We start from the raw sequence: 21,750 nt of genomic DNA, 5'->3' as shown, positions 1-21,750 counted from the left end.
CCACACGCCCCCGGACACGAGGGACCCGGCGCGAGCAGGCGGGTCAGCGGGCGGTGGGCTCGGGGCGGACCAGGCGGAGCACCAGGTCGGCGAACGCGGTGAACTCGAGGACCTCGTCGGAGACGCGCTCGTCGGGGTCCGACATGCGCACGGCCACGAGGTCGTACTTGGGCAGGACGAGCACCCGGTTTCCGCCCTGGCCCACCGCCGCGAAGCCGCTCGGCGACCCCTCCACGGCCTGCTTCAGGTTGTAGGGCGCGGACTTCATCATGAAGTCCCGGACCCGGTTCGAGTCGCCTCCCAGCTTCGCCATGAACGCCGGGTAGAAGTCCTTCTGGGGCAGAGGCCGGTCCGCCATCTCCCGCAGCGGCGCGAGCGACGCCTCGGGGAAGCCATTGCGGAGCGCCTGCTCCAGCATGTCCGAGCCCAGCGTGACGCTCATTCCCTCTTCGTAGAGGAGCCACCACAGCAGGCCGCCCGTGGGCATGTGCGGCTGCGAGGGCGCGCCGCCCATCGCGTGAATCCACTCCGCGCTCAGGATGCGTTGGCCCTTCCACGTCCCGCCCTGGAGGAGCATCTGCCCCACCTTGGCGAAGTCCAACGGGTGGAGCTGCAGGCCCGCCATGCCCACGGGATTGCCCGACGGGTCCGTGTCCCAGCGGAAGTCTCGGATGCCGAGCGGCGCGAACAGCCGTCGAGCCAGGTACACATCCATCTTCTCGCCCGACGCGCGCTCGACGATGCCGGCCACCAGGTTCGTGGCCTTGTTGTTGTACGCGTGCTTGCTACCCGGCGTGTCCGTCACCTCCGAGTCGAGCGCGTAGCGCACGAAGTCGTTCGACGCGTAGATGTCCAGCGCGCTCCGGTTCGCGGCCAGTCCCGAGGTGTGGTTGAGCAGGTGTCGCACCGTCACCTGTCCCTTGAGGCCATCCTTCCATTCGGGGAAGAAGGCGGACACGGGCGTGTCCAGGGAGGGAATCTTCCCCTCGTCGATGAGCAGGCCGATGGCCAGCGCCACCATGCCCTTGGTGGCGGACATGGCCTCGATGCGGTGCGTGTCACCGCCGAAGTACCACTCGCCCACGAGCTTGCCGTGGCGCAGCAGCACGAGGCCCGCCGAGCCTGAGTCCTCGGCGGCCTTCAGCAGCGCGGCGAGCGCGGGCTCGGACAGGCCGGCCTCGCTCGGGGTGGTCTTCTCCAGTCCGGAGCCCACACCCCAGGTGCTGCGAGCCTCGCGAGCGTTCTTCCGCGCGCGCTCCACCAGGGCGTCGTAGCCCGGCAGCTCGCGCACGGGAGCCAGGGCCTTGGCGTGGAGCAGTCCACCCGGGTCGGCGTAGCCCACGTCCAGGGCGCGCTCCAGCCAGGTGAAGGCGGCCGCTGTGTCCTTCGCCTCCGCGGCCACGTTCGCCGCGACCCGAGCCAGCTCGGGAGCATGGTGCCCCGCGTCCCACGCGCGACGGAGCTCGTCCTGGGCCTTGGGCAGGTCTCCCTCACGCTGGGCCATCCAGGAGCGGGTCATGGCGCTCGTGGCCTCAGGCGCAATCCGCCCGGAGCTGAGGGTCTGGGAAGGAGCGCGCGAAGCTGTATCCGCGGGAGAGGCGTGAGCACAGGCCAACAGCGCGCAGAGCGGCAGGAACAGGACGCGTCGCGACAAGAGATGACTCCGGGTAGGGGTGTGGTGCACGGCAGGGCCCATGACGCAGGCCGGGTGTGAACGCCCGCCACCGAGACTCATTTCATTTCGCCATGTAAAGGCGCACGTGGAAGCCCACGTGCCACACGGACGCGGTGTCAGCGGACGGGAGAAGAGCCCTCCAGCCTCATCTGCGTTCGCGCGGGCGCGCCGTCGGCCGAAGGGCACGCCCTTCGCGCGTGTATTCCCTCGCACGCGGTGTCAGCGGACAGAGGCGACGAGCAACTCCCAGGCGGCACGCACATGTCGCTCCTCCGTCGTCGCCGCGCCGATGGCCATCCGCAACACGTACCGTGCGGGCGCTCCTTCCACCGAGGGCAACACCGTGTGCGTGAGGAACACCTTGCCGGAGGCATTCACGCGCTCCAGCAGCTCGCGGTTCCTCGCATCCGTGTCCTTCACTGCCTCACCCGGAAGCGGCTTCAAGCGGAAGCACACCAGCGACAGCGAGCGGGGCACGACCAGCTCGAAGCGCGAATCCTCCTTCACCCAGGACTCGAAGCACTGCGCCAGGCGCACATGCTCACGGATGTGCGCGCGCAGCCCCTTCGCGCCGTAGTGACGCAGCACGAACCACAGCTTGAGCGCACGGAAGCGGCGACCCAGTGGCACCTGCCAGTCGCGGTAGTCGATGACCGCGCCGCTCGCGCTCGCGGCGTTGCGCAGGTACTCCGGCGTCACGCTGAGCGCGTCGAGCAGCGCCTGCCGGTCGCGCGTAAAGAAGGCATTGCAGTCGAAGTTGGTGAGCAGCCACTTGTGCGGGTTGAAGGCGAACGAGTCCACCCGGTTCATGCTGTCGAGCAAACCCCGGTGCTCGGGACACACCAGCGCCGAGCCCGCCCACGCCGCGTCGATGTGCAGCCAACCACCGGTGGAGCGCACCGGCGTGCGAGCCATCACCTCGCCGATGGCGCGGACCGGGTCCACCGCGCCGGATGACGTGCTGCCCACGGTGGCGCAGACGAAGAAGGGCACGCGCCCCGCGCCGAGGTCCTCCAGGATGGCGCGCTCCAGCAGCTCGGCCCGCATCCCATAGCGGTCGTTCGTCTCGATGAGCCGCACATGCGTCGTGTCCTCCGCGCCATGCGCCACGCCGCACAGCATGGCGGCCTTGAGCACGGACGAGTGGGCCTGGGTGGAGGCGTAGGCCACCCACTCGGAGTTCGCGGGGGCGCCGTAACGACGCACGCGCTCCCGAGCCGCCACCATGGCCACGAGCGTGGCCTCGCTCGCGGTGCCCTGGATGACACCACCACCTCGCGCGGAGGTGGAGCGGAAGTCCTCGGGCAAGCCCAGCAGGTCCACGAGCCAGTCCACCACGCGCGTCTCCAGCTCCGTCGCCGCGGGGCTGGTGGACCAGAGCATGCCCTGCACCCCCAGGCCCGCCGACAACAGCTCCCCGAGCACCGCCGGCCCCGAGGCATTCGCGGGGAAGTACGCGAAGAACGACGGCGACTGCCAATGCGTCACGCCCGGCAGGATGACGTCCTCCAAATCCTTGAGGACCGCATCCCAGCCCTTCACCCCGTCGAGCCCCTCCTCCGGAGGACGCAGGGGCAGCTTCGAGGCGACCTCCCCCGGCGCCACCTGCGAGCGCACGGGGAAGGACTCCAGCCGCTGCTGATAGTCGGCGACCCAGTCCACCAGCCGGTGGCCCAGCTCACGAAACTCCTCGGGGCTCAGATGGGGCACGCCGCCATCACCACGGTTCGATTCGTCGCGCATGGCCGACACCTCGCACGAGCCTCGGGTCGCTTCAAGCAGGTCGCCGCGCGGCCTCAACTCACCACGCCTTCCGGAGGCGGGTGCATCCATTGGACCAGCTGGAGGATGACGCCATTGTCATCCGCGACCTGGAAGAAGCGCTCGCCCCAGGGCTCGGTCTCGATGGGCGTGAGGATTCGGACGCCCTCGTCCTGCAGCCGTCGGTACTCGGCGTCGATGTCGTCGACGACGAACGCGACGAGGATGCCCTCCGCCTTGCGGTGCTTGAGCGACTCGGGCTTGAGCGACTCGAGCCCCGTGCGCAGGAAGATGAGGTTGAACCCCGCGTCCTTGCGCGACAGGGACACGAACCCGTCCGCGGACATGTCCTCCGTGAACCCGAAGTGGCGCTTCATGAACGCCGCGGACGCGGACACATCTTCGACATTCAGCGAGATGGCGGATGCGGTGATGCGCATGCGGACAGGCCTCCGGCTCGATGTGGACGAGAATCTACGTACAATGTACGGAGTAGCCAGTCAAGGCGGGCTCTGGCACTGGAGAGCGCATGGCGACACATCGCAGCGGCGCGGGGGACCCCGCCCGGACGCTGGAGCTGCTCTGGAGGAAGGACGTCCCCTCGGCGGGGCAGCGGGGGCCCAAGCCGACGCTGAGCGTCGACGGCATCATCGCCTCGGCGGTGGAGCTGGCGGACCTGGAGGGCCTGGAAGCGCTGACCATGCGCAAGCTGGCCGAGCGGCTCTCGGTGGGCCCGATGACGCTCTACACGTATGTCCCGGGCAAGGCGGAGCTGGTGGACCTGATGCTCGACCAGCTCTACGCGGACATGCCGCGTCGCGCGCCCGAGGACACGGGCTGGCGCGCCCGGCTCGAGGCGGTGGCCCGCGACAACCATGCGCTGTACGAGCGGCACCCCTGGATGAGCGACATCGCCACCAGTCGCCCGCCCCTGGGCCCTGGGTTGATGGCGAAGTACGAGCACGAGCTCGGCGCGCTGGAAGGGCTCGGCCTGGACGATGTCGAGATGGATGCGGCGCTGACCTTCGTGCTGGGCTTCGTCGAATCCTCCGCGAGGAGCACGAGCCGAGCACGCGCGGCCTCCGTCGAGACGGCGAAGACCGAGGAGGCCTGGTGGAAGGCGAACGAGCCGCTGCTGGCCCGCGTCATGGACCCGGCCCGCTATCCCCTGGCCTCACGTGTGGGGGCCGCGGCGGGAGCAGCCCACGGGGCCGCCTACAGTCCGGACCATGCCTTCGGCTTCGGCCTCCAGCGCGTCCTCGATGGGCTGGGCGCGCTCATCCAGGCCAGACAGCCACGAAGGTCCCCTCCTCGCACACCCCGATGAGCGCCCTTTCGAGAAAGTGACTTATTCTCGCTTTGCTCATCTTGAGAGGGAAGGCCGTGGTTTGCTGGGGGCATGACCCCAGACATCACGAGACGTGCTCCCCGGTACTCACGGCTTGGCCTGTACGGCGTGCTGGCCCTGACCTTCGCGGCGCTGAGCTGGCCCACGAGCGCCTACGCGCAGGCGTGGACACTGACCACGGAGCAGCGGCAGGCGTTCCTCCAGTACTACGCGCCCGTGCTGCTCAAGCGGGGCAACGGGAACGACGGGCGGCACGGCTATGACTGGGTGACGAGCTTCGACTTCGACCGGGACGGGAACTTCTCCAACAACAAGCTGAACTGGAAGCGCATCCCCCAGTACGTGGACGCCTCGCGGGCGGGGCCGAGCGCGTATGACGCCTGGCGCATCCGTCCGACGCTCTACACGTCGCTCATCGAGTTCATGGATGGGCGCAAGAACCTGAAGCTCATCTACCACGTGTATCACGCGCTCGATAAGAACGCGGCCGGGGACTACCAGCTCCACGACTGGGAGCGGGTGGAGATGCTGGTGACGAACGCGGTGGGCGCACCGGGCAGTGGCGAGTCCGTGGCGTACGCGGTGGTGACGCAGCACAAGCGCAACGTGGTGCGCCGCGCGGGACACGTGGACTTGAACTTCATGCAGACGGCCACGGGCAAGCACCTGCTCATCTGGCAGGCGGAGTGGTCGGACAAGCTCGCGGCGGCGCATGGGCAGGAGCTGCGCTTCGTGACGGACCCGTATGCGTTCTTCGCGGGGCGGATGGCGAGCGCGGGCAAGGCGGAGGCGGGGGTGAACAACGATGGCGGGCGGAAGAACGTGCACTATGCCTTCGTGCCGGAGGGCTCGGCGGACGCGGTGGCGGCGTTCGGAGCGCGGGCGCTCACGTACGCGACGGCGGATGCGCTGGCGAGCCGCTACGACAACGGGAAGACCATCACCTGGCCCAACGTGAAGCGCGTCACGTATGAGCTCCAGGACCTGGCGGACATCCTGCCCACGCACTGGCAGCACGGCGGCTACGCGACGCACTGGTTGGACGCGGGGCCCATCGACTTCTACCTGGAGAGCGCGCTGGTGAACGAGGGCGGCGCCACGGAGGTGAGCGCGGGCATGCAGCGCTTCTTCCCCAAGACGCGGGACGTGGAGAACGACGATGACCGCGAGGGGTACATCGCGAAGAAGTGGTTCGTCGGGACGTACGAGATGAACGACAGCGCCTCCGACTTCGGAGGGGGCGGCTCCAACGCCTTCCACGACAACGCCTACGCGAGCACGGCGGTGGACTCACGGGGCCAGACGCGGGCGAGCGCGAGCGGCTACACGACGTCGCCGTCCTCGTTCTGGTGGCAGCACGACTACTTCGTGCACGCGGGCTTCACGGACTCGACGGACGGCGTGGAGCAGGGCTTCTGGTTGCCAGGGGCCTGGTACCTGCCCGCGAACGGCGGCTTCGACGGCCGTTGGGTCCAGCTCTTCGACGACCGCCCGGGCCTGGAGTCGGGACAGCGCTGAGTCCCACGGCGCGAGTCGTCACATCCATCCGACGACTCGCGCCTGGAGCCTCAGGGCTGGAGTGACACGCCGGCGTTCTCCTGCTCCCGCCGCTTCAGCTCACCCGCCGCCTGCGCGGCCTTGACCAGCGTGACGATGATGTACACGCGGACGACGAACCCGAAGATGTTCGGTTTGCCACCGGCATCAATCGAGTCCATCAACGTCACCACGGTGTCGCCGATGTACAGCAGGACCGCGAGGATGGGCCCGAACCGCGTGGCGCGGTAGGTGAAGAAGCCGAACACGGCCACCAGCGCGCCGAAGACGATGGAGCCGATGCCCAGCCCGAGCGCCTCCATCTCCTCGCTCGCCGTCAGCATGCCGATGACGCCCAGCAGCGTGTTCAGGCCCGCCAGGACATACAGCATGTAGGCCGCGGTCTTGATCTGCTGCTCGGGGTCCGTCGACGACCCGGGCAACGGGAGTCCATTGCGCTTCACCGCCAGCTCCGCGCTGAGCACGCCGGACTGGAGCTGCACGTCCAGCACGGTCCGGTCCGGCAGCGTGAACCGCACCCCCTTCTTCAGCGCGGAGGCTCCGCCTTCAGACGTCCCCACGACCTGGCCGTCGAGGACCACCGTGAAGTTCCTCCAGAACATCCCCCACACAAACTCGAGACGCAGAGGACCACCTGCCTCCAGAGCAAACTTCCTCGTAGCCATTCATGCCCCCACTTGATGCGTCAGAAGACGTCGACCCTCGGACTCCAGGGAGTCCATCGGCCTGACCGCGAAGCGTACACGCAACCCGACAGAATCCCTCAAACCTGGAGCATCAACCCGACGCCAATGACAACCAGCACCACCAGATGGAACCACCCCACATTGCGCGCCAGCACCGCCCAGCCCTCGCCCGACCCGGGCGACGTGCCCGCGCGGATGGCCGCCAGCTCCTGGTAGCCCAGCACCAGTCCGACGAGCCCCGGGACGAATCCGCAGAACCCCAACGTGGCGAAGACGACCGCGAGCGTCGCCCTCCTGGATGGCTTCTCCCCCAGCGCCACCTTGTGGCAGCGAAGGCACAGCATCCTCCCCACCTGCCACCTGCGGCAGCCCTCACACACGAAGGTGCCACATCGACTGCATGCCCCGTCCGCGAGGCGCTCGGGATGAAGAGGACACGTCGCCGCCAACGACTCCATCCCCATTCTCTATCATGCCCGCCGAGGACACGCCGAAGGGTCGGCCCGGACCACGTCAGGACGCCAGGACACCGCGCCGCACCAGCTCGCGGAAGTAGCGCGCCGCCGGGTCCACGTGGGTGCGCTCGTGCCAGCACATCGAGATTCGCACCGTGTGCGGAGGAATCGGCGCATCGACCGCCTGCACCGCGAACCTCGCCCCCTTCTCGCTGACCAGTGACTCCGGCAGCGTCGCGACCAGGTCCGTCGTGGCGACCACCGCCGCCGCCGCCGTGAACGACGGCACCGCCATCACCACCTCCCGAGCAATCCCCGCCCGCGCGTACGCGGCCCCCACGGCGTCACGGAAGCTCTTCCCCGGCACCATCTCCACCCGGACATGCTGGAGCCCTCCCAGCGCCCGCGCGGACAGCCGCTTGCCCAGCACCGGATGCCCTCGGCGCGCCACCAGCAGCGTGCGCTCCGTCAGCAACGGTTCGAGGTGCAGCCCCGTCCCCTTCCCCGCGAGCCCCAGGTGCAGGTCCACCTGCCCCGACCCCAAATCCCCCAGCGACACGAGCGAGTCGATGCCCACCACGGAAAGCCGCGCGTCCGGCATCTCCCGACGCATCAGCGCCGCGATGCGCGGCACCCACGTCAGCTGCCCCGCATCCGCGACCGCCAACGTGAAGGTCTGCGTGCAGCGCTCCGGCTCGAACGGGACCTCATGGAGCGCCAGCTCCATCTCCCGCAGCCCGCGACCAATCGCCGGAGCCAACGCGAGCGCCCTGGGCGTCGGGACGATTCCCCGCCCCTTGCGCGTCACCAGCGGGTCTCCGAGCAGCGCACGCAGCCGCGCCAGGCTGTTGCTGATGGCCGACGGCGTCACATGGAGCCGCTCCGACGCTCGGACCACGCTGCGCTCGGCGAGCACGGTGTGGAGCACCAGGAGCAGGTTGAGGTCGATGGCCCCGATTTGAATGCTCATTCTCCGTGAGGTTACTGCTCACGAACCATCACGGCCAGCGAGGACGCTCCGGGCACATATTGGGGCATGCACAGACTGCTCGGCTGGCTCGCCACCGGCGCGCTCATCGCGTGCCACGCATCCGCACCCGTCATCCCCCACCCCACGCCCATGCCCACCACCCACCAACTCCCCGTCCTCGACTCCTTCCTCTCCTACCGTGAGGAGGGCACCGGCTCACCCATCGTGTTCCTCCACGGCAACCCCACCTCCTCGTACGTCTGGCGCAACGTGACGCCCCGGCTCGCGGACAAGGGTCGATGCCTCGCACCCGACCTCATCGGCATGGGGAGCTCCGGAAAGCCCGACATCGCCTACCGGTACGCCGACCATGCGCGATACCTCGACGCCTGGTTCGACGCGCTCGGTCTGCGCGACGTCGTGCTCGTCGGCTACGACTGGGGCGGCGTGCTCGCCCTCGACTGGGCCGCTCGGCACCCGGACCGCGTGCGCGGCGTCGTCGTCTTCGAGACCTTCCTGCGCCCCATGCACTGGAGCGAATGGCCGCCCCAGGGAGAGAAGCTGTTCCGCGCACTGCGCACACCCGGCGTCGGCGAGCAGATGGTGCTCGAGCAGAACGAGTTCCTGGAGCGCTCGCTCAGCAACGGCGTCAAGACGGGCCTCACCGACAGCGCCCGGGCGGCCTACTACGCGCCCTACCCCGACGCCGCGTCACGGCGCCCCATGCTCCAGTGGCCCCGGGAGATTCCCATCGACGGCAGCCCCGCCGATGTCGCCGCCGTCATCGAGCGCTACGACGCCTGGCTCGCCCAGCCCACCGGGAAGCCCGCGCTCCTGTTGACGTTCGATGGCGGCAGCCTCAGCGCGCCCAAGACCATCGAGTGGGCCCGCACCCAGTTCCCTCGCCTCGAAATCGTCCCCCTCGGCCCGGCGGGCCACCACGCGCCGGAGGACGTGCCCGAGGACATCACCAAGGCACTCCGAAGCTGGCTCGACCACCAGGGCTGGTAGGCTCACCGCGAACCGACCAGGGCCTGCTCGACTTCCGCCAAGAGCGAGCCCTGACGACCCTCAGCGCAGGTCCAACAGCCCCGCGTCGGTGATTCGCCCAAAGCCCTTGAGCCACACGTACTCATCCGTATCCGCATCGAACACGGCGACCGAGCGTCCCGGGTCGAAGAGCAGCAGCGTCCGCCCATCCTCGCTGATGTCGTGCGCGCCCTCGAAGCCCTCGGCCTTCGTCACCCGGACCTCGTCCCGCTCGACCGAGTACTCGTACAACTGGGAGAGCTTCCGCTCGTAGTAGTTGCTCTCGATGAAGAACACCGACTTGCGCCGCGGGCTCCCCGCCGTGAGCTCGTAGCTGCTGCAGTAGGTGTCATGGGTCTTCCAGACCCGCTCCTGACCGGTGCGCAGGTCCAGGCGCCGATAGGTGGCCGAGTCCGCGCCCTCGCAGTTGCCGCCCTCGTCCTGCGTCCCCTCGCGATAGAAGACCATCGTGTCCCCTATCACCATGGGCGACAGCATCCCCTTGCGCCTCAGCTTCAGCGGCGGCCCCACCTTCCACGGCTTCGTCCCAGTGGGGTCCATCGTGGCGATGCGGACACCCCCCTTGTCATGACGCAGCACCGTGCGCGACTCGCCTGGCAGCACATCATTGCCCGCCGTGTCCGTCTGGTGCACCGGCAACACGCGAATGCCCTCGGGCTTCGGACCAAAGCTCCAGCTCCACCAATCCGTGGTCGTCACCGTTCCATTGGTGACGAGCACCCGAGCGCCATCCTCCGTGAACATCATCGGCATCTGCGAGTGGTGGACGTTGTTCTCGGTCCACTGCGAAGCAACGCCGGGCGTCACCCCCACGACCCCGTTCAGGTCCCCCATCACGAGGAAGGAGCCCTGCTTCGCGCGCCCCGACTTGCTCCGGGGCACCTCGAGCTTCCGCCCCGCGAGCGTCACGCTCACCAGGCGCTCGTGCCCCTCATCCCCACCCACGGAGAGCGACATCGCCCAACGGCCCGTGGACGGATGCACCGCCAGGAACCAGAGCGAGCACGGCTCCTTCTCCTGGAACCGCGTCCCCTTCTCGGGTCCCGCCAGCCACTTGCGCTCCTCCACGTACTCGCACTCGGCGAGATTCCGCGAGCCCTGCGAGTCGGCGTAGACAACCCGGCCAGGAGCCAGGGCAATCAACGGCACCGGGGAGACCGTGACGTCGGGGGACTGAGATGATTCGGCCCACGCCGTCGCGGACGTGGCCAACAGTGCGGTGAGCACCGTGCGGCGCAAGATGTCGTGCATGCGCCTGATGACGCACGCCGACACGCCCTATTCACGCTGCGTGCGCATCCCCACTCACGCGTTCGTGGACGCGTCCTGCTCCAGCGCCTCGCGCACCTCGCGCAGCGTGCCCACCACCGTCTTCAAGGACGCCGCGGTCAGCTTGCCGCCCAGCTTGTTGGCCCACGCGAGCTGCCGGGCCTCCACCTCGCGCAGCCGCTCGCGCCCCTTCGGCGTCAATCGCATCAACTTGGCCCGACGGTGGTGCGGGTTCTCCTCGTACTCGATGAACCCCTCCGCCTCCAGCGCGTCCGCCGTCTGCTGCACGCTCTGCCGCGTCAACCCGATGGACCGCGCCACGTTCGCCACCGGCGCGGGCTCGTGGTCCACCACCCCCAACACCTGCCACCGCGCGCTCGTCAGCCCCGACGGCGCCGCCAACCGGTCCCCCGCCGCCAGCAAGAGGCCGTTGTTCTGGAAGATTTCGAGCACCAGGTCCGTGAAGGTCGACCCGGCCGTCGTGTATTTCGCCATGCCCACAGGCTGGCTGATTGACAGTGCCCTGTCAAAAGCGCCGCCACCCCGGTTCGCGTGAATTTCCGGAGCCTCCGGTCGTCCAGGGAGCTGAATCCCCGCCCCCAGGAGCCTGAGATGCTTCGCCCCCTCGCCGGACTTCTCCCCCTGTGCCTGCTGGCCGCCGCCTGTGGAAGCTCCGCCCGACAGCAAGCGCTGCTCGAGCGCCGGGAGTCCATCCGCGAGTCCAACAGCGCCTTCGCCGCCGAGGAGCTGGCGAACTACCGAGGCAAGAGCGGGTTCCAGGAGACGCGGTGGGGTATGTCTCCCGACGAGGTCCGCGCGCTCTACCCCGAGGCCCGGACGACGTCGTCCGAAGGTGACCTGCGCGTCGCCCTGCGCGTCACGGACCGCCCGGCGACGGTGGACTTCCAGTTCACGCTGAACAAGCTGGCCGTCGTGTCGCTGCGCTTCGACACCGGCGCGCCCCTGCGCGAGGACTTCGACGCGCTCTCGGAGCTCTTGTCCATGAAGTACGGCGAGCCCACCTCGCGGCGGGACACGGCCGAGGAAGCGGAGGCGCGCGTGCGCAGCGCGGAGTCCTACAACCGCAGCCTGGGTGAAGGCACCCGACGCTCCCGCACCACCGCGGACGACCTCGCCTACGAGAACAAGGTCCGCGTCGAGGCGCTCGCGGCGCAGTCCGACTACGTCGTGGAGAAGTCGTGGAAGGACACGGAGACGAAGCTCCAGCTCACCGGCTGGCAGCAGCCCGACACCCGCAGGCTCACGCTCGACTACGTGAGCCGCTTCCTGGAGCCCCACCTGGGCAAGCGCTCCACCGAGTTGGAGGCCCTGGAGAAGAAGCGCGAGCAGGCCCAGGAGCTGTGAGCGGGGGACTCGGGAACGCCGCTCCCGAGCCCTCCACGCAGGCTCAGGAGCGCCGACGCCGACGCGCGCCGATGAGCCCCATCAACCCCAACAGCGCCATCCCCGCGAGCGGACCGCCGGAGCTGTTGCAGCCCACGGCCTCCTCGTCGTCCTCGCTCGGGGACAGACCGCCGGGAGGAATCACGCCGCCCGGTGACTCGTCCGGCCGGGAGCCCGCATCCGCGACGGGCGTCCCCGCATCTGCGACGGGCGTCCCCGCGTCCACCTCGGGCGTCCCGGCATCCGCCGTCCCCGCGTCCACCACGGGCGTGCCCGCGTCCACGGGCGTGCCCGCGTCAGGCGTGGGGGTGGGCGTCGTGGGCAGCACGTCCGCGAGCGTCGTCGCCTGGATGAAACCATCGTGGTACAGCACGCCCACCGGCTTCACGGTATCGCTGCGGTACAGGCCCAGCTTCAGGTAGTTGTTCTGCCCCGCGTACATCGTCGCGGCGGCGCGCTTCGCGAGCACCTTCTCCTTGTTGTGCCACAGCTCCACGAAGCCCGTGCTCGCCTTCGCGGACCACTTCACGTGCAGGATGAACTCGTGCCAGACGCCTCGCACGAGCTTGCCGCGCCACGGAATCGTGGAGTCGGAGTTGAGCGCCATGCGCATCTCCTCGCCGCGCACGTAGAACTCCAGCGGGGGCGAGCCGCAGCAGCCATCATGGTGCCACTGCGTGAAGAGCTGCCACGTGTCCACGCTGGGGAAGTCCGGCGCGAACATCACCTTCCAGCGGTAGTAGTACTCCGAGCCCTCCTTCTCCTTGCCCAGGTACACCAGCTCGTTGCGGTTGCCACTGGAGTTGATGGGATCATCGCCCTGCTTCACGGTGACCTTGAGCGCGTACTTCCCCTCGGCCACGGGGTTGCTCACCACCAACAGGCGGTCCGAGCTGACCATCTGCTCGCGCGTGTACTGCGAGCGGTTGCCCGTCTCGAAGTCACCGCGCCAGATGACCTCCCCCGACGCCAGGCCAGGGAGCAGGAACATCGCCAGCAATCCAGGGACAAAGACTCTCAATGGCACATGTCCTTGCGAAGGTTTGAAAGCCAACCTTCGACAGACCGTAGCCGAAACGATTCCGTGTTTCATTCCCCCGGCAAATTCTTCCCTCTTGCCTGACAACAGAGCGAGCATCCGGGCAGGGGGATGGATGTCTGATAAATGTTTCGGCGAGTGGAACGGGCGCGCACCACCCGGCCGAACCGGTGAGTTCAGCTTATGACTCGGCGCGTCACACAAGGAAACAAGGGAGCCATGGGCTGACCGTTCGCAGGGGGTGTGGTGTATGGTCCCCACCCCTTCCGGCGCTCCGTTCCGGCAGCGTCCCGGGTGCACCCATGCTTGTCCTGCGTGACGTCCAGAAGACCGACCTGGCCGGCCTCAAGCGGCTCGCCGCCGTGCTCAACACGGTGAACCTGCCGAACAACGAGGAGACGCTCGAGAGCATCATCGACAAGTCGGTGAAGAGCTTCGCCGGGAAGGTGAAGAACCCCTTCGAGCGCGAGTACCTCTTCGTGCTGGAGGACATGCGCAACGGGCTCATCATCGGCACGTCGATGATCATCGCCCAGCACGGCACGTACGAGGCGCCGCACATCTACTACGAGGTGAGCGAGCGGGAGCACTACTCCGCGTCCCTGGAGCGCCACCTGCGGCACAAGGTGCTGTCCATCGCCTACAACTACGAGGGCCCCACCGAAATCGGCGGGCTCGTGGTGGACCCGCCCTACCGCGCCACGCCGGACAAGCCCGGCAAGCAGCTGTCCTACGTGCGCTTCCTGTTCATCGCCATGCACCGGCGGCTGTTCCGTCCCCGGGTGCTGGCGGAGCTGCTCCCGCCGTTGTTGCCGGATGGACGCAGCCTGCTGTGGGAGGCGTGCGGCAAGAAGTTCACCGGCCTGACGTACCTGGAGGCGGACCGCCTCAGCCGGCAGAACAAGGAGTTCATCAAGGAGCTGTTCCCCGCGTCGGACATCTACGCGTCGCTCTTCCCGGACCGGGTGCAGAAGGTGCTCGGCGAGGTGGGGCCGCAGACGCGCGGCGTGCAGCGCATGCTGGAGCGCGTGGGCTTCCGGTACGTGGAGCGCATCGACCCGTTCGACGGCGGGCCCCACTTCGAGGCCAACACCGGTGACGTGACGCTGGTGCGCAAATACCGCACGGTGAAGCTGGCGGCCGAGGACTTCGAGCTGGAGGGGGATGACGTCCTGGTCGCCTTCGAGCGCGAGTCGGGCCGCAACCGCTTCCGCTCGGTGCGCTGCCACGCCCGGCTGGACAACCAGGTGGCCTACCTGCCCGCGCGCGCCAAGGAGATCCTGGGCGCGAGCGCCGGCGCGAAGCTCTCCATCATCCCGTTCGAGTAGCGCTCACGGACGTCGGACCACGCGGTGGTCTTTGCCCTGGAGGGCCAGCGCACGCTGGCCTCTAGCGCCGGGCCCCGAGCATCCGCCAGCGCCATGGGCAGCGCACTCACGGACGTCGGACGACGCGGTGGTCTCCACGCAGCAGCGCGAGCCACCGGGCCCCAGCCTCCAGCGCCGGGCCCCGTGCATCCGCCAGCGCCACGGGCAGGTGCGTGTCCTCGCGCACCGGGTCCATCGACGTGGGGTCCAGCTCCAGCGTGCCTCCGTCCTCCAGCGCCACGCGCACCCACGCGTGCGGCCTCGCGGGCCCGCCGTCCACCACCAACAGCCCGTGCACCAGGGCCACCTTCACGCCCCGCTTGCGGGCTCCGGCCGCGAAGCGCAGCGCGTGCGCGAGGCACCCACCCGCCTCGCCCTCGCCGTCCTCGCGCCAGTCCGCCGCGCTCGGTCCCTTCTCGATGAAGGCCGCGTGCACCCGCGCCGCCAGCGCCCTCGCGGCCCGGGCCGTCCAGGGCGTCATGCCCGGAAGTCTCGCGGGCACCTCCAGCGCCGGCACCAGGGTCAGCGCCCCACGCTCGCCCTGCACCGGCAGCCCCTGGGCGAAGAAGTCTGGAGGCGCCACCAGCCGCGTGTCCGGCGACGCCACGGTGAAGCGGGACTCGCCCACCTCCAGCACATCCATGAGGCCACGCGCGTCGTAGCGGGCCCGGAAGGGTGTCCCCAGGAGCGTGCCCTCCACCCAGGGGGCCGTCCCACCGGTGACGCAGTGCGGGCCCTCGCGGCCGGAGAGCTCCTCGCGCCCCGTGACGCAACCCAGGGTGGGAGGCCCGCGCCACAGCCACAGCGCCTGGGGCACCACCGGGCGGCCGACGAGCCGGCCCTCGGCGTCCACCTCCAGCAACGCCGTGCGTCGACGCGCGCCCGAGTCCTCCCCTCTCGTGTGCAGGTGGTGGCTGTCGTACCGGAAGGCCGCCGCCTCCCGCGTCAGCGTCACGGTCCCCACGGGCACCCCGCGCCAGGCGAAGACGTAGCGGGCCGTCTCCTCCTCGGGCGGGTGGGCCCGCGCCGAGCCCGGACTGACGGGGTTCGCGGGGAGGGCCAGGGCCAGGAGGGCGAGCAGGATGGGCACGAGGGGGGCGAGTCTGCGGCGTTTTGAGGACCGGCGCGAGAAGGCGGAGTACCCTTCCCCGGGTCCATGGGCGCCAAACGGTACCTCTTCGCGTTCGGCCTGGCGGCCGGTCTGCTCTCCGCGCTCGTGCTGGGGGGCGTGCTCCAGCTCACCGGCCAGCGGCTGGACGTGTCCGCGTGGACGGCGCTGCTGTTCGCCACGCCCACGCTCTACATCGTGGGCGGCTACCTGTCGTGGTTCCGCTGGGCGGCGCTGCGCAGGCTGGCCCGGCGGCGCGTCATGGCCCAGCTGGCCGAGGGCGACCTCACCACCACGGGCGGCTTCCGCTACGAGGGGCATGAAGACGTCCGCCGGCTCATCCTGTCGCTGCGCCGCGCGCTGTCGCAGGTGCAGCGGGTGACGGCGAACCTGCACCGCACCAGCAACGAGGTGAGTGAGCAGGCCCTGAGCCTGCTGGAGGCCGCGCGGCGCCAGGGCGGCGCGGTGGAGCGCACGCTGCACTCCGTCAGCGGCATGGGCGGCAGCCTCCAGGTGGTGGGCAAGCGCGTGCACCAGCTGGAGGTGTTCGCGGTGGACACCACCGGCGCGCTGCTGGAGATGACGGAGCGGCTGGAGCAGGTGGTGGAGTCGCTGTCGCAGGTGAACGACTTCGCCAACCACACCACCTCGCTGATGCAGGCGATGAGCGAGCGGCTGGCCAACATCGCGTCCTCGGGTGACGAGCTGGCGCGCTTCGCCGCCGAGGCGGAGAACTTCGTGGCGCTGGTCGAGGGTGGCATCGACTCCGTGCGAAGGCGCGCCAGCGAGACGAATCAGCTGGCCCTGGCCGTGACGGCGACCGCCGAGCGCGGCGAGGTGCTGGTGGGCGACAGCGTCAAGGGCATGTACCGGGTGGAGGAGACCGTCCGGAAGGCCGCGGAGCTGATGGGCACGCTGGGCTCGCGCTCCGCGGAGATTGGCCGCATCGTCGACGTCATCCAGGAGATCGCCGACCAGACGAACCTGCTCGCCCTCAACGCCGCCATCATCGCCGCGCAGGCTGGCGAGCACGGCCGCCCCTTCGGCGTGGTGGCCAACGAGATTCGCAACCTGGCCGAGCGCACCACGCGCTCCACGCGCGAAATCGCCGCCATGGTGTCCGGCATCCGCGACGCGGTGATGACCGCGGTGACGCTGGTGCACGAGGGCCGCGAGCAGGCCACCACCGGCGTCGCGCTGGGTGACCGCGCGTCCGAGGCGCTGGTGGAGATTCGCACCATCACCCAGCGCACCTTCAGCGCCGTGGAGGCCACGGTGACGGAGACGCAGCGGCTGGAGGCCCAGGGCGCCACCGTCGTCGAGGCGAGCCGCCGCGTGGCCCGGCGCGTGGAGGACGTCACGCGCATGGCGATTGAGCAGGCCGGCCACGCGCGCGAGCTGGTGCGCCAGACGCAGGAGATGGCCCGCGTGGGCCACGGCGCCTCGCAGAAGGCCGAGGACCAGGCGCGCACGGGACGGGACCTGTCCGAGTCCGTGGTGCGCCTGAGCGCGGCGATTGAAGAGCTGCGCACCGCCAACGTGGTGCTCACCCGCGCGGACGCGTCCATCCGCGAGGAGGTGGCGCAGGTGCGCGAGGACGCGCGCCGGGTCATCCGCATCGGCGACGGGCTGACGCGCACGGTGGACCAGCTGGGCCACGAGGCGGTGGGACTGGAGACGGAGGTGTTCCGCTTCCGCCTGCCCCAGCCGCGCACCGGCGGCACGCTGCGCGTGGTGCTGCACCAGTCCGCCTCGCTGCGCAACCGCCAGGCGGTGGACCCGCTGTTCAGCGTGGAGAACCAGCTCTCCGAGCTCACCGCGTGTTCGTTCTCCGGGCTCGTGCGACTGGAGGACGGCGGCCTGGAGCCGGACCTGGCCGAGCGCTGGGACGCGGACCCGTCCGCGCGCCGCTATCGCTTCTATCTGCGCAAGGGCGTCACGTTCCACGACGGCTCGCTCTTGACGGCGGGCGATGTGAAGCGACACCTGGAGCGCCTGTTGGACCCGGCGGTGCGCTCGCCGGACCGCAGCCTGCTCGAGGACGTGGAGGGCGCGCCCGAGTTCTCGTCGGGCCTGGCGCGCGAGGTGACGGGCATCGAGGTGCTGGACGACGCCACGCTGGAGATACGGCTGCGCGAGCCGAAGGCGTTCTTCCTGCACCTGATGGCGCTGACGGCCACGTCGGTGGCGAGGATGGATGGGAGCGGGCGGCTGGTGGGCACGGGCCCCTTCCGCGTCATGTCGCTGGAGCCGGAGCGCGTGGTGATGGAGCGCAATCCGTCCTACTGGCGCTCGGGGACGCCGCTCTTGGACCGGCTGGAGTTCCAGCTCGTCGACTCGCGACAGGAGGCGGTGTCGAGGCTGCGCGCGGGCACGGCGGACCTGGTGTCGTTCCTCTCGGCGGAGCACGTGGAGGTGCCGGGTCTGGAGTCGCTCCAGGTGCTGGCGAGCACCACGCCCTCCACGGCCTTCGTGGCGCTCAACCTGCGCGAGCCGCCCTATGACGACGTGCGGGTACGTCGGGCGCTGCGCGCGGGCATGGACATCATCGGATTGGTGGAGCAGTTCCACCCGGGTGCGCGGGTGGCGCGCACGCTGACGCCGCCGGAGCTGCTGGCGGGCTCCGAGATGGCGCCCCTGCCGTCGCCCGACGTGGCGCTGGCGGAGCAGTTGTTGCGCGACGCGGGACTGCGCCGGCTGAAGCTCACGCTGCACCACCCGGTGGGGCGCGACACGTCGACCGAGGACGCGGTGTTGTTCCGTCCGCTGATGCAGGCGGGGCTGTTGCAGTTGGAGCACGTGGAGCTGGCGCCGGAGGAGTACCTGACGCGGCTGCGCGACGGGAAGATGTCGGCCTTCCGCACGCTGTGGCTGGCGGACTTCCCGGACCCGGACACGTTCCTCTACTTCCTGCTGAACTCCAGCGCGCAGACGGTGTACCCGGTGGGCTACCGCAACCCGGAGCTGGACCGCATCACCGCCGAGGCGCGCGTGTCCATCGACCCGGAGCTGCGCCAGCAGCTCTACGTGCGCGCCGAGCACCTGTTCCGCGACGACTGCCCGCTCATCCCGCTGTACCACGAGCGCGTGCACGCGGCGGCCTCGGCGGCCGTGCAGGGACTGCGGCTGCACCAGACGCCGCCCCAGGTCCGCTTCGAGACCCTCTGGGTGGATACGAACACGACGGAGTGACTCAGCGCGCCTCGCGCCTCACGCCCGACGGGCTCCCGTGTCGTTGGGGCCAGCCGAAGGGCGACGCCTGGATGCCACCCATCCCGTAGGCCTCCACGCGCCAGACGCCATCACGCTCCAACACGACGAGCAGCCGGCCGCCGGAGAACGTGCTGCCCGCAACGCGCGTCGGTCGTCCGGGGAGCGCGCACATCTCCACCTTCTTCCCTCGCGCGAAGAACTGGAGCCACACCTGTCGCCCGTCCGTGCGTTCGGCGTCGGCGAGCACGCCCACCGCGTCACCTTCGATGAGCGTCGCGTCGTGGAACGAGCCCGGCACCTCCTCGAAGGGCAGCGCGTCCACCTCCCACGCCACCAACCCCGTGGTGGAGTCCACCGCGCGCAGCACCGTGCGCTCCTCGTCGGGCGCACACGGCAGGCCATCCGTGCGCGAGCAGGAGCGCGCGAACACGTAGCCAGGGTTCCCCGCGGAGGACAGCAGCGCGGGCTCGGCCAACGGCGTCAGCGTCCGAGAGCCCGCGTCCCAGTCCACCGTCACGGGAGCGCCGCCATCCGTGGACACGAAGGCCCGGGTCCCCACGAACAACGTGCCCCCCGCCACCGCGAGCGACGCACTCCCACCCGGGACACCACCGTCCGCCAGCTCCGAGATGAGCAGCGAGCCTCCATCCGGCTCGAAGTCCGCGCGCTCCAGCCGCCCATCCACCGTGTACCGGAACGCCGCCTCCTCCGCATCGAGCGCGAGCCGCGCCTCACCGCGCCACGCCTCCACGGGCCCCGCGCGCAGCACCGTGCCCGCATCCTCACCTCCCGCGAGCCAGACCCACCGCGTGCTCTCGGGCACCGCCACCGCGCCACCATCCTCCGGCACCGGGCCCCACGCCACATGCGCCACTACATCCCCCGCCGCCGTCAGCGCGACCTGCCCCGCCTCCACGTGCCCCAGCCACGGCCCCGCATCCGAAGGAGCACCGAGCGACGTCCACGACGCCTCCCACTGTCGCGCGCCCGGAGTGCGCGGGGCATACGACTCCAGCCCCTCCGGCGCAGCCACCACCACCCCCGCATCGGACGCGGCCAGCAGCGTGCGTGCGCCCCCATCCGGATAGGGCGACTCGAAGCGCAGCAGCCCGCTCTGGGTGAAGGACACGAGCCGGCAGCCCGCATCCTCGTCACACACGGAAGAGAACAACGCACCGTCCTGCACCAGCAGCGCGGGAGCCCCCACGGGCTCACCGCCGAGTTGCTGGCTGAACTCCGCCTCCAGCTCCCCCGCGTCGGGCCGCTCGCACTCACCATCCTGACAGGTGCCCTCGCCCCGGCACGCGGTGGCGGGAGCGCAGACGATGCCATCCGGCGTGGCGAACTCGTCACACGAGCCGTTGAAGCACAGCCGCGCCGACTTGCAGTCCCCTGGCCCACACGGGATGAAGTCCTCGGCGTCCACCTCCTGGCAACCCTCGTCCCGGTCGCACACGCCCACCTTGCACCGGTTGCTCGGCGTCGGACACACCACCGGCGCCGTCACGCAGCCCTGCGAGGGCGAGCACGCGTCCACCGTGCACGGGTTGTCGTCATCACACGTGCGAGGAGAGCCCACGCACGCACCCGACTCGCAGCGCCCGTTCACCACGCAGCGACTGGTGGGGATGCAGGTGGCGCCATCCTCCAGCGCCCGCTCGATGCAGGTGCCCGTGGCCAGGTCGAAGCTCGACTCGTGACAGGGGCTCGATGGCACACACGTGAGCGGCCGCACCCCCAGGCCCGTGAGGCGCACCGTCTCCGTGCGCCCCGCGCCCGTCAGCGTCAGCGTCCCCTCCGCGGGCCCATTGGCCGCGAGGAAGTCCACCTCCACCACCGTCGTCCCGCTGCCCGGCACGGTGACCTCCGCGCTCGCCACGCTGAAGGGCGCGCCCACGGACGCCGTCACGGTGAGGCTCGCGCGTCCGGTGGCCAGCAGCGTCACCTGCCTGCGCGTGAGGCTGCCCTCCAGGGCGCGACCGAAGTCGACCTCCGTCTCCTGGGGACGGAAGCCCTGGCGCGCGTCGCCCGTGCCCGAGTCATCCCCACAGCGACAGCCCGTCAGCGACAGCGCGAGCGCGACGAGCAGGAGCGTCCACGAAGAGGTGCGCGAGGCCATCCCTCGACTCAAGCGCGCCCGGGCCGCCCCATGCAACGTCGCCGTGGAATGCCGTCGTCCCGAGGACTCAAGGCCCGGGGGCCGGAGCCCGTCGCCGGGCGAACATGCGCACCAACACCGCCACCGCGCCCACCGCCACCAGCCCCACCACGGCGTACTGGTAGCGGCTCATCAGCGCCGACAGCCGCTCCAGATTTCCGCCCACCGCGGCCCCCAACGCGAGCACCAGCCCCGTGTGCGCCATGGCGGACAGCGCCCCCAGCCCCAGCGCGTTGATGCGCGGCACGCGCGAGGCACCCGCCGCGACGAAGATGAGCCCGCGGATGCCAGGCAGGAAGCGATTGGCCAGCAGCAGCCAGGGCCCGTTGCGCCGCATCCGGGATTGCACCTCGGAGAGCCGCGCGTGGCTGATGCCCAGGTAGCTGCGCCCCGGGTTCGCGTCGAAGCGCCCCGCCAGCCAGTGGCCCACCGCGTAGTTGATGGCCGCGCCCACCACGCTGCCCGCCGTCACCACGAGGAACACGAGCACCATCGACTGCTCACCGCGCACCGCGTACACGCCGCCCAGCAGGGTGATGGTGTCCCCCGGGAAGGGAGGCACCACGTACTCCAGCGCCGCGGCCACGCCCAACACCAGGAGCCCCAGGGGACCGAGCGCTCCGATGAGCTGGTCGATGTATTCCACCATCCGCGCGAACGACCTCCTCCAGGTGCCAGGCACTCGTCATA

At 70.0% G+C, this 21,750-nt stretch carries 18 protein-coding genes; 6 read left to right on the top strand and 12 right to left on the bottom strand.

The window, feature by feature from the left end; translation table 11 throughout:
- Positions 1 to 43: 43 nt before the first annotated feature.
- The 3 genes from OWM54_RS27415 to OWM54_RS27405 all read right to left on the bottom strand — a co-directional run bounded on the left by OWM54_RS27415 (position 44) and on the right by OWM54_RS27405 (position 3,876).
- Entirely contained in the window at positions 44 to 1,519 is a 1,476-nt protein-coding gene (locus OWM54_RS27415) for a serine hydrolase domain-containing protein (RefSeq protein WP_267699411.1), read from the bottom strand.
- 375 nt (positions 1,520 to 1,894) lie between these two features.
- Positions 1,895 to 3,418 carry a pyridoxal-dependent decarboxylase gene (locus OWM54_RS27410; RefSeq protein WP_267699410.1) on the bottom strand — a complete coding sequence of 508 codons (1,524 nt, stop codon included), beginning with the start codon at positions 3,416 to 3,418 and terminating at the stop codon, positions 1,895 to 1,897.
- Between the two features lie 53 nt (positions 3,419 to 3,471).
- Positions 3,472 to 3,876 (bottom strand): VOC family protein, encoded by a 405-nt coding sequence (locus OWM54_RS27405; protein WP_223747074.1) that lies wholly within the window; start codon positions 3,874 to 3,876, stop codon positions 3,472 to 3,474.
- Positions 3,877 to 3,965: 89 nt separating this feature from the next.
- On the opposite strand from OWM54_RS27405, the gene OWM54_RS27400 reads away from it, so the two are divergent.
- The gene (locus OWM54_RS27400; protein ID WP_223747073.1) at positions 3,966 to 4,763 is read left to right on the top strand and encodes a TetR/AcrR family transcriptional regulator; all 798 of its coding nucleotides are present in this window, start codon (positions 3,966 to 3,968) and stop codon (positions 4,761 to 4,763) included.
- A gap of 72 nt (positions 4,764 to 4,835) precedes the next feature.
- Entirely contained in the window at positions 4,836 to 6,302 is a 1,467-nt protein-coding gene (locus OWM54_RS27395; protein WP_267699409.1) for a hypothetical protein, read from the top strand.
- A gap of 50 nt (positions 6,303 to 6,352) precedes the next feature.
- Here the strand turns inward: OWM54_RS27395 and OWM54_RS27390 are convergent, their stop codons facing one another.
- The 3 genes from OWM54_RS27390 to OWM54_RS27380 all read right to left on the bottom strand — a co-directional run bounded on the left by OWM54_RS27390 (position 6,353) and on the right by OWM54_RS27380 (position 8,452).
- Complete coding sequence (locus OWM54_RS27390; protein ID WP_223747070.1) at positions 6,353 to 6,943, bottom strand: hypothetical protein; 591 nt, start codon at positions 6,941 to 6,943, stop codon at positions 6,353 to 6,355.
- Positions 6,944 to 7,104: 161 nt separating this feature from the next.
- A complete protein-coding gene (locus OWM54_RS27385; protein ID WP_223747069.1) occupies positions 7,105 to 7,371 on the bottom strand; it encodes a hypothetical protein in 267 nt (88 codons plus the stop codon).
- A 169-nt stretch (positions 7,372 to 7,540) separates the two neighbouring features.
- A complete protein-coding gene (locus OWM54_RS27380; protein ID WP_267699408.1) occupies positions 7,541 to 8,452 on the bottom strand; it encodes a LysR family transcriptional regulator in 912 nt (303 codons plus the stop codon).
- A gap of 66 nt (positions 8,453 to 8,518) precedes the next feature.
- Here OWM54_RS27380 and OWM54_RS27375 point away from each other — a divergent pair, with 66 nt between their 5' ends.
- Positions 8,519 to 9,463, top strand: a complete 945-nt coding sequence (locus OWM54_RS27375; RefSeq protein ID WP_267699407.1) for a haloalkane dehalogenase — start codon at positions 8,519 to 8,521, stop codon at positions 9,461 to 9,463.
- Positions 9,464 to 9,523: 60 nt separating this feature from the next.
- Here OWM54_RS27375 and OWM54_RS27370 read toward each other — a convergent pair whose 3' ends face one another.
- Together OWM54_RS27370 and OWM54_RS27365 are read right to left on the bottom strand one after the other, a co-directional pair.
- Positions 9,524 to 10,753, bottom strand: coding sequence for a hypothetical protein (locus OWM54_RS27370; RefSeq protein WP_267699406.1), 1,230 nt, complete (start codon positions 10,751 to 10,753; stop codon positions 9,524 to 9,526).
- A 54-nt stretch (positions 10,754 to 10,807) separates the two neighbouring features.
- Entirely contained in the window at positions 10,808 to 11,266 is a 459-nt protein-coding gene (locus tag OWM54_RS27365; protein WP_223747065.1) for a MarR family winged helix-turn-helix transcriptional regulator, read from the bottom strand.
- A 117-nt stretch (positions 11,267 to 11,383) separates the two neighbouring features.
- Between OWM54_RS27365 and OWM54_RS27360 the strand changes: the two genes are divergently transcribed.
- Positions 11,384 to 12,136, top strand: coding sequence for a hypothetical protein (locus OWM54_RS27360; protein WP_267699405.1), 753 nt, complete (start codon positions 11,384 to 11,386; stop codon positions 12,134 to 12,136).
- Between the two features lie 43 nt (positions 12,137 to 12,179).
- Here OWM54_RS27360 and OWM54_RS27355 read toward each other — a convergent pair whose 3' ends face one another.
- Positions 12,180 to 13,166: a polysaccharide lyase gene (locus OWM54_RS27355; RefSeq protein ID WP_267699404.1), complete on the bottom strand. Its 987-nt coding sequence runs from the start codon at positions 13,164 to 13,166 to the stop codon at positions 12,180 to 12,182.
- Between the two features lie 350 nt (positions 13,167 to 13,516).
- Here OWM54_RS27355 and OWM54_RS27350 point away from each other — a divergent pair, with 350 nt between their 5' ends.
- Entirely contained in the window at positions 13,517 to 14,542 is a 1,026-nt protein-coding gene (locus OWM54_RS27350; RefSeq protein WP_141331855.1) for an arginine N-succinyltransferase, read from the top strand.
- A gap of 106 nt (positions 14,543 to 14,648) precedes the next feature.
- Here OWM54_RS27350 and OWM54_RS27345 read toward each other — a convergent pair whose 3' ends face one another.
- Positions 14,649 to 15,671: a lasso peptide biosynthesis protein gene (locus tag OWM54_RS27345; protein ID WP_267699403.1), complete on the bottom strand. Its 1,023-nt coding sequence runs from the start codon at positions 15,669 to 15,671 to the stop codon at positions 14,649 to 14,651.
- Positions 15,672 to 15,737: 66 nt separating this feature from the next.
- Between OWM54_RS27345 and OWM54_RS27340 the strand changes: the two genes are divergently transcribed.
- Positions 15,738 to 18,881 (top strand): ABC transporter substrate-binding protein, encoded by a 3,144-nt coding sequence (locus OWM54_RS27340; RefSeq protein ID WP_267699402.1) that lies wholly within the window; start codon positions 15,738 to 15,740, stop codon positions 18,879 to 18,881.
- Between the two features lies 1 nt (position 18,882).
- Here OWM54_RS27340 and OWM54_RS27335 read toward each other — a convergent pair whose 3' ends face one another.
- Entirely contained in the window at positions 18,883 to 21,021 is a 2,139-nt protein-coding gene (locus OWM54_RS27335) for a hypothetical protein (RefSeq protein ID WP_267699401.1), read from the bottom strand.
- A 67-nt stretch (positions 21,022 to 21,088) separates the two neighbouring features.
- Positions 21,089 to 21,709, bottom strand: a complete 621-nt coding sequence (locus OWM54_RS27330) for a DedA family protein (protein WP_223747059.1) — start codon at positions 21,707 to 21,709, stop codon at positions 21,089 to 21,091.
- Positions 21,710 to 21,750 lie beyond the last annotated feature (41 nt).

The organism is Myxococcus sp. MISCRS1, from assembly GCF_026626605.1.
Classification (GTDB): domain Bacteria; phylum Myxococcota; class Myxococcia; order Myxococcales; family Myxococcaceae; genus Myxococcus; species Myxococcus fulvus.
The sequence above is the reverse complement of the archived record's forward strand: the minus strand, read 5'-3'. Positions and strand labels throughout refer to the sequence as shown.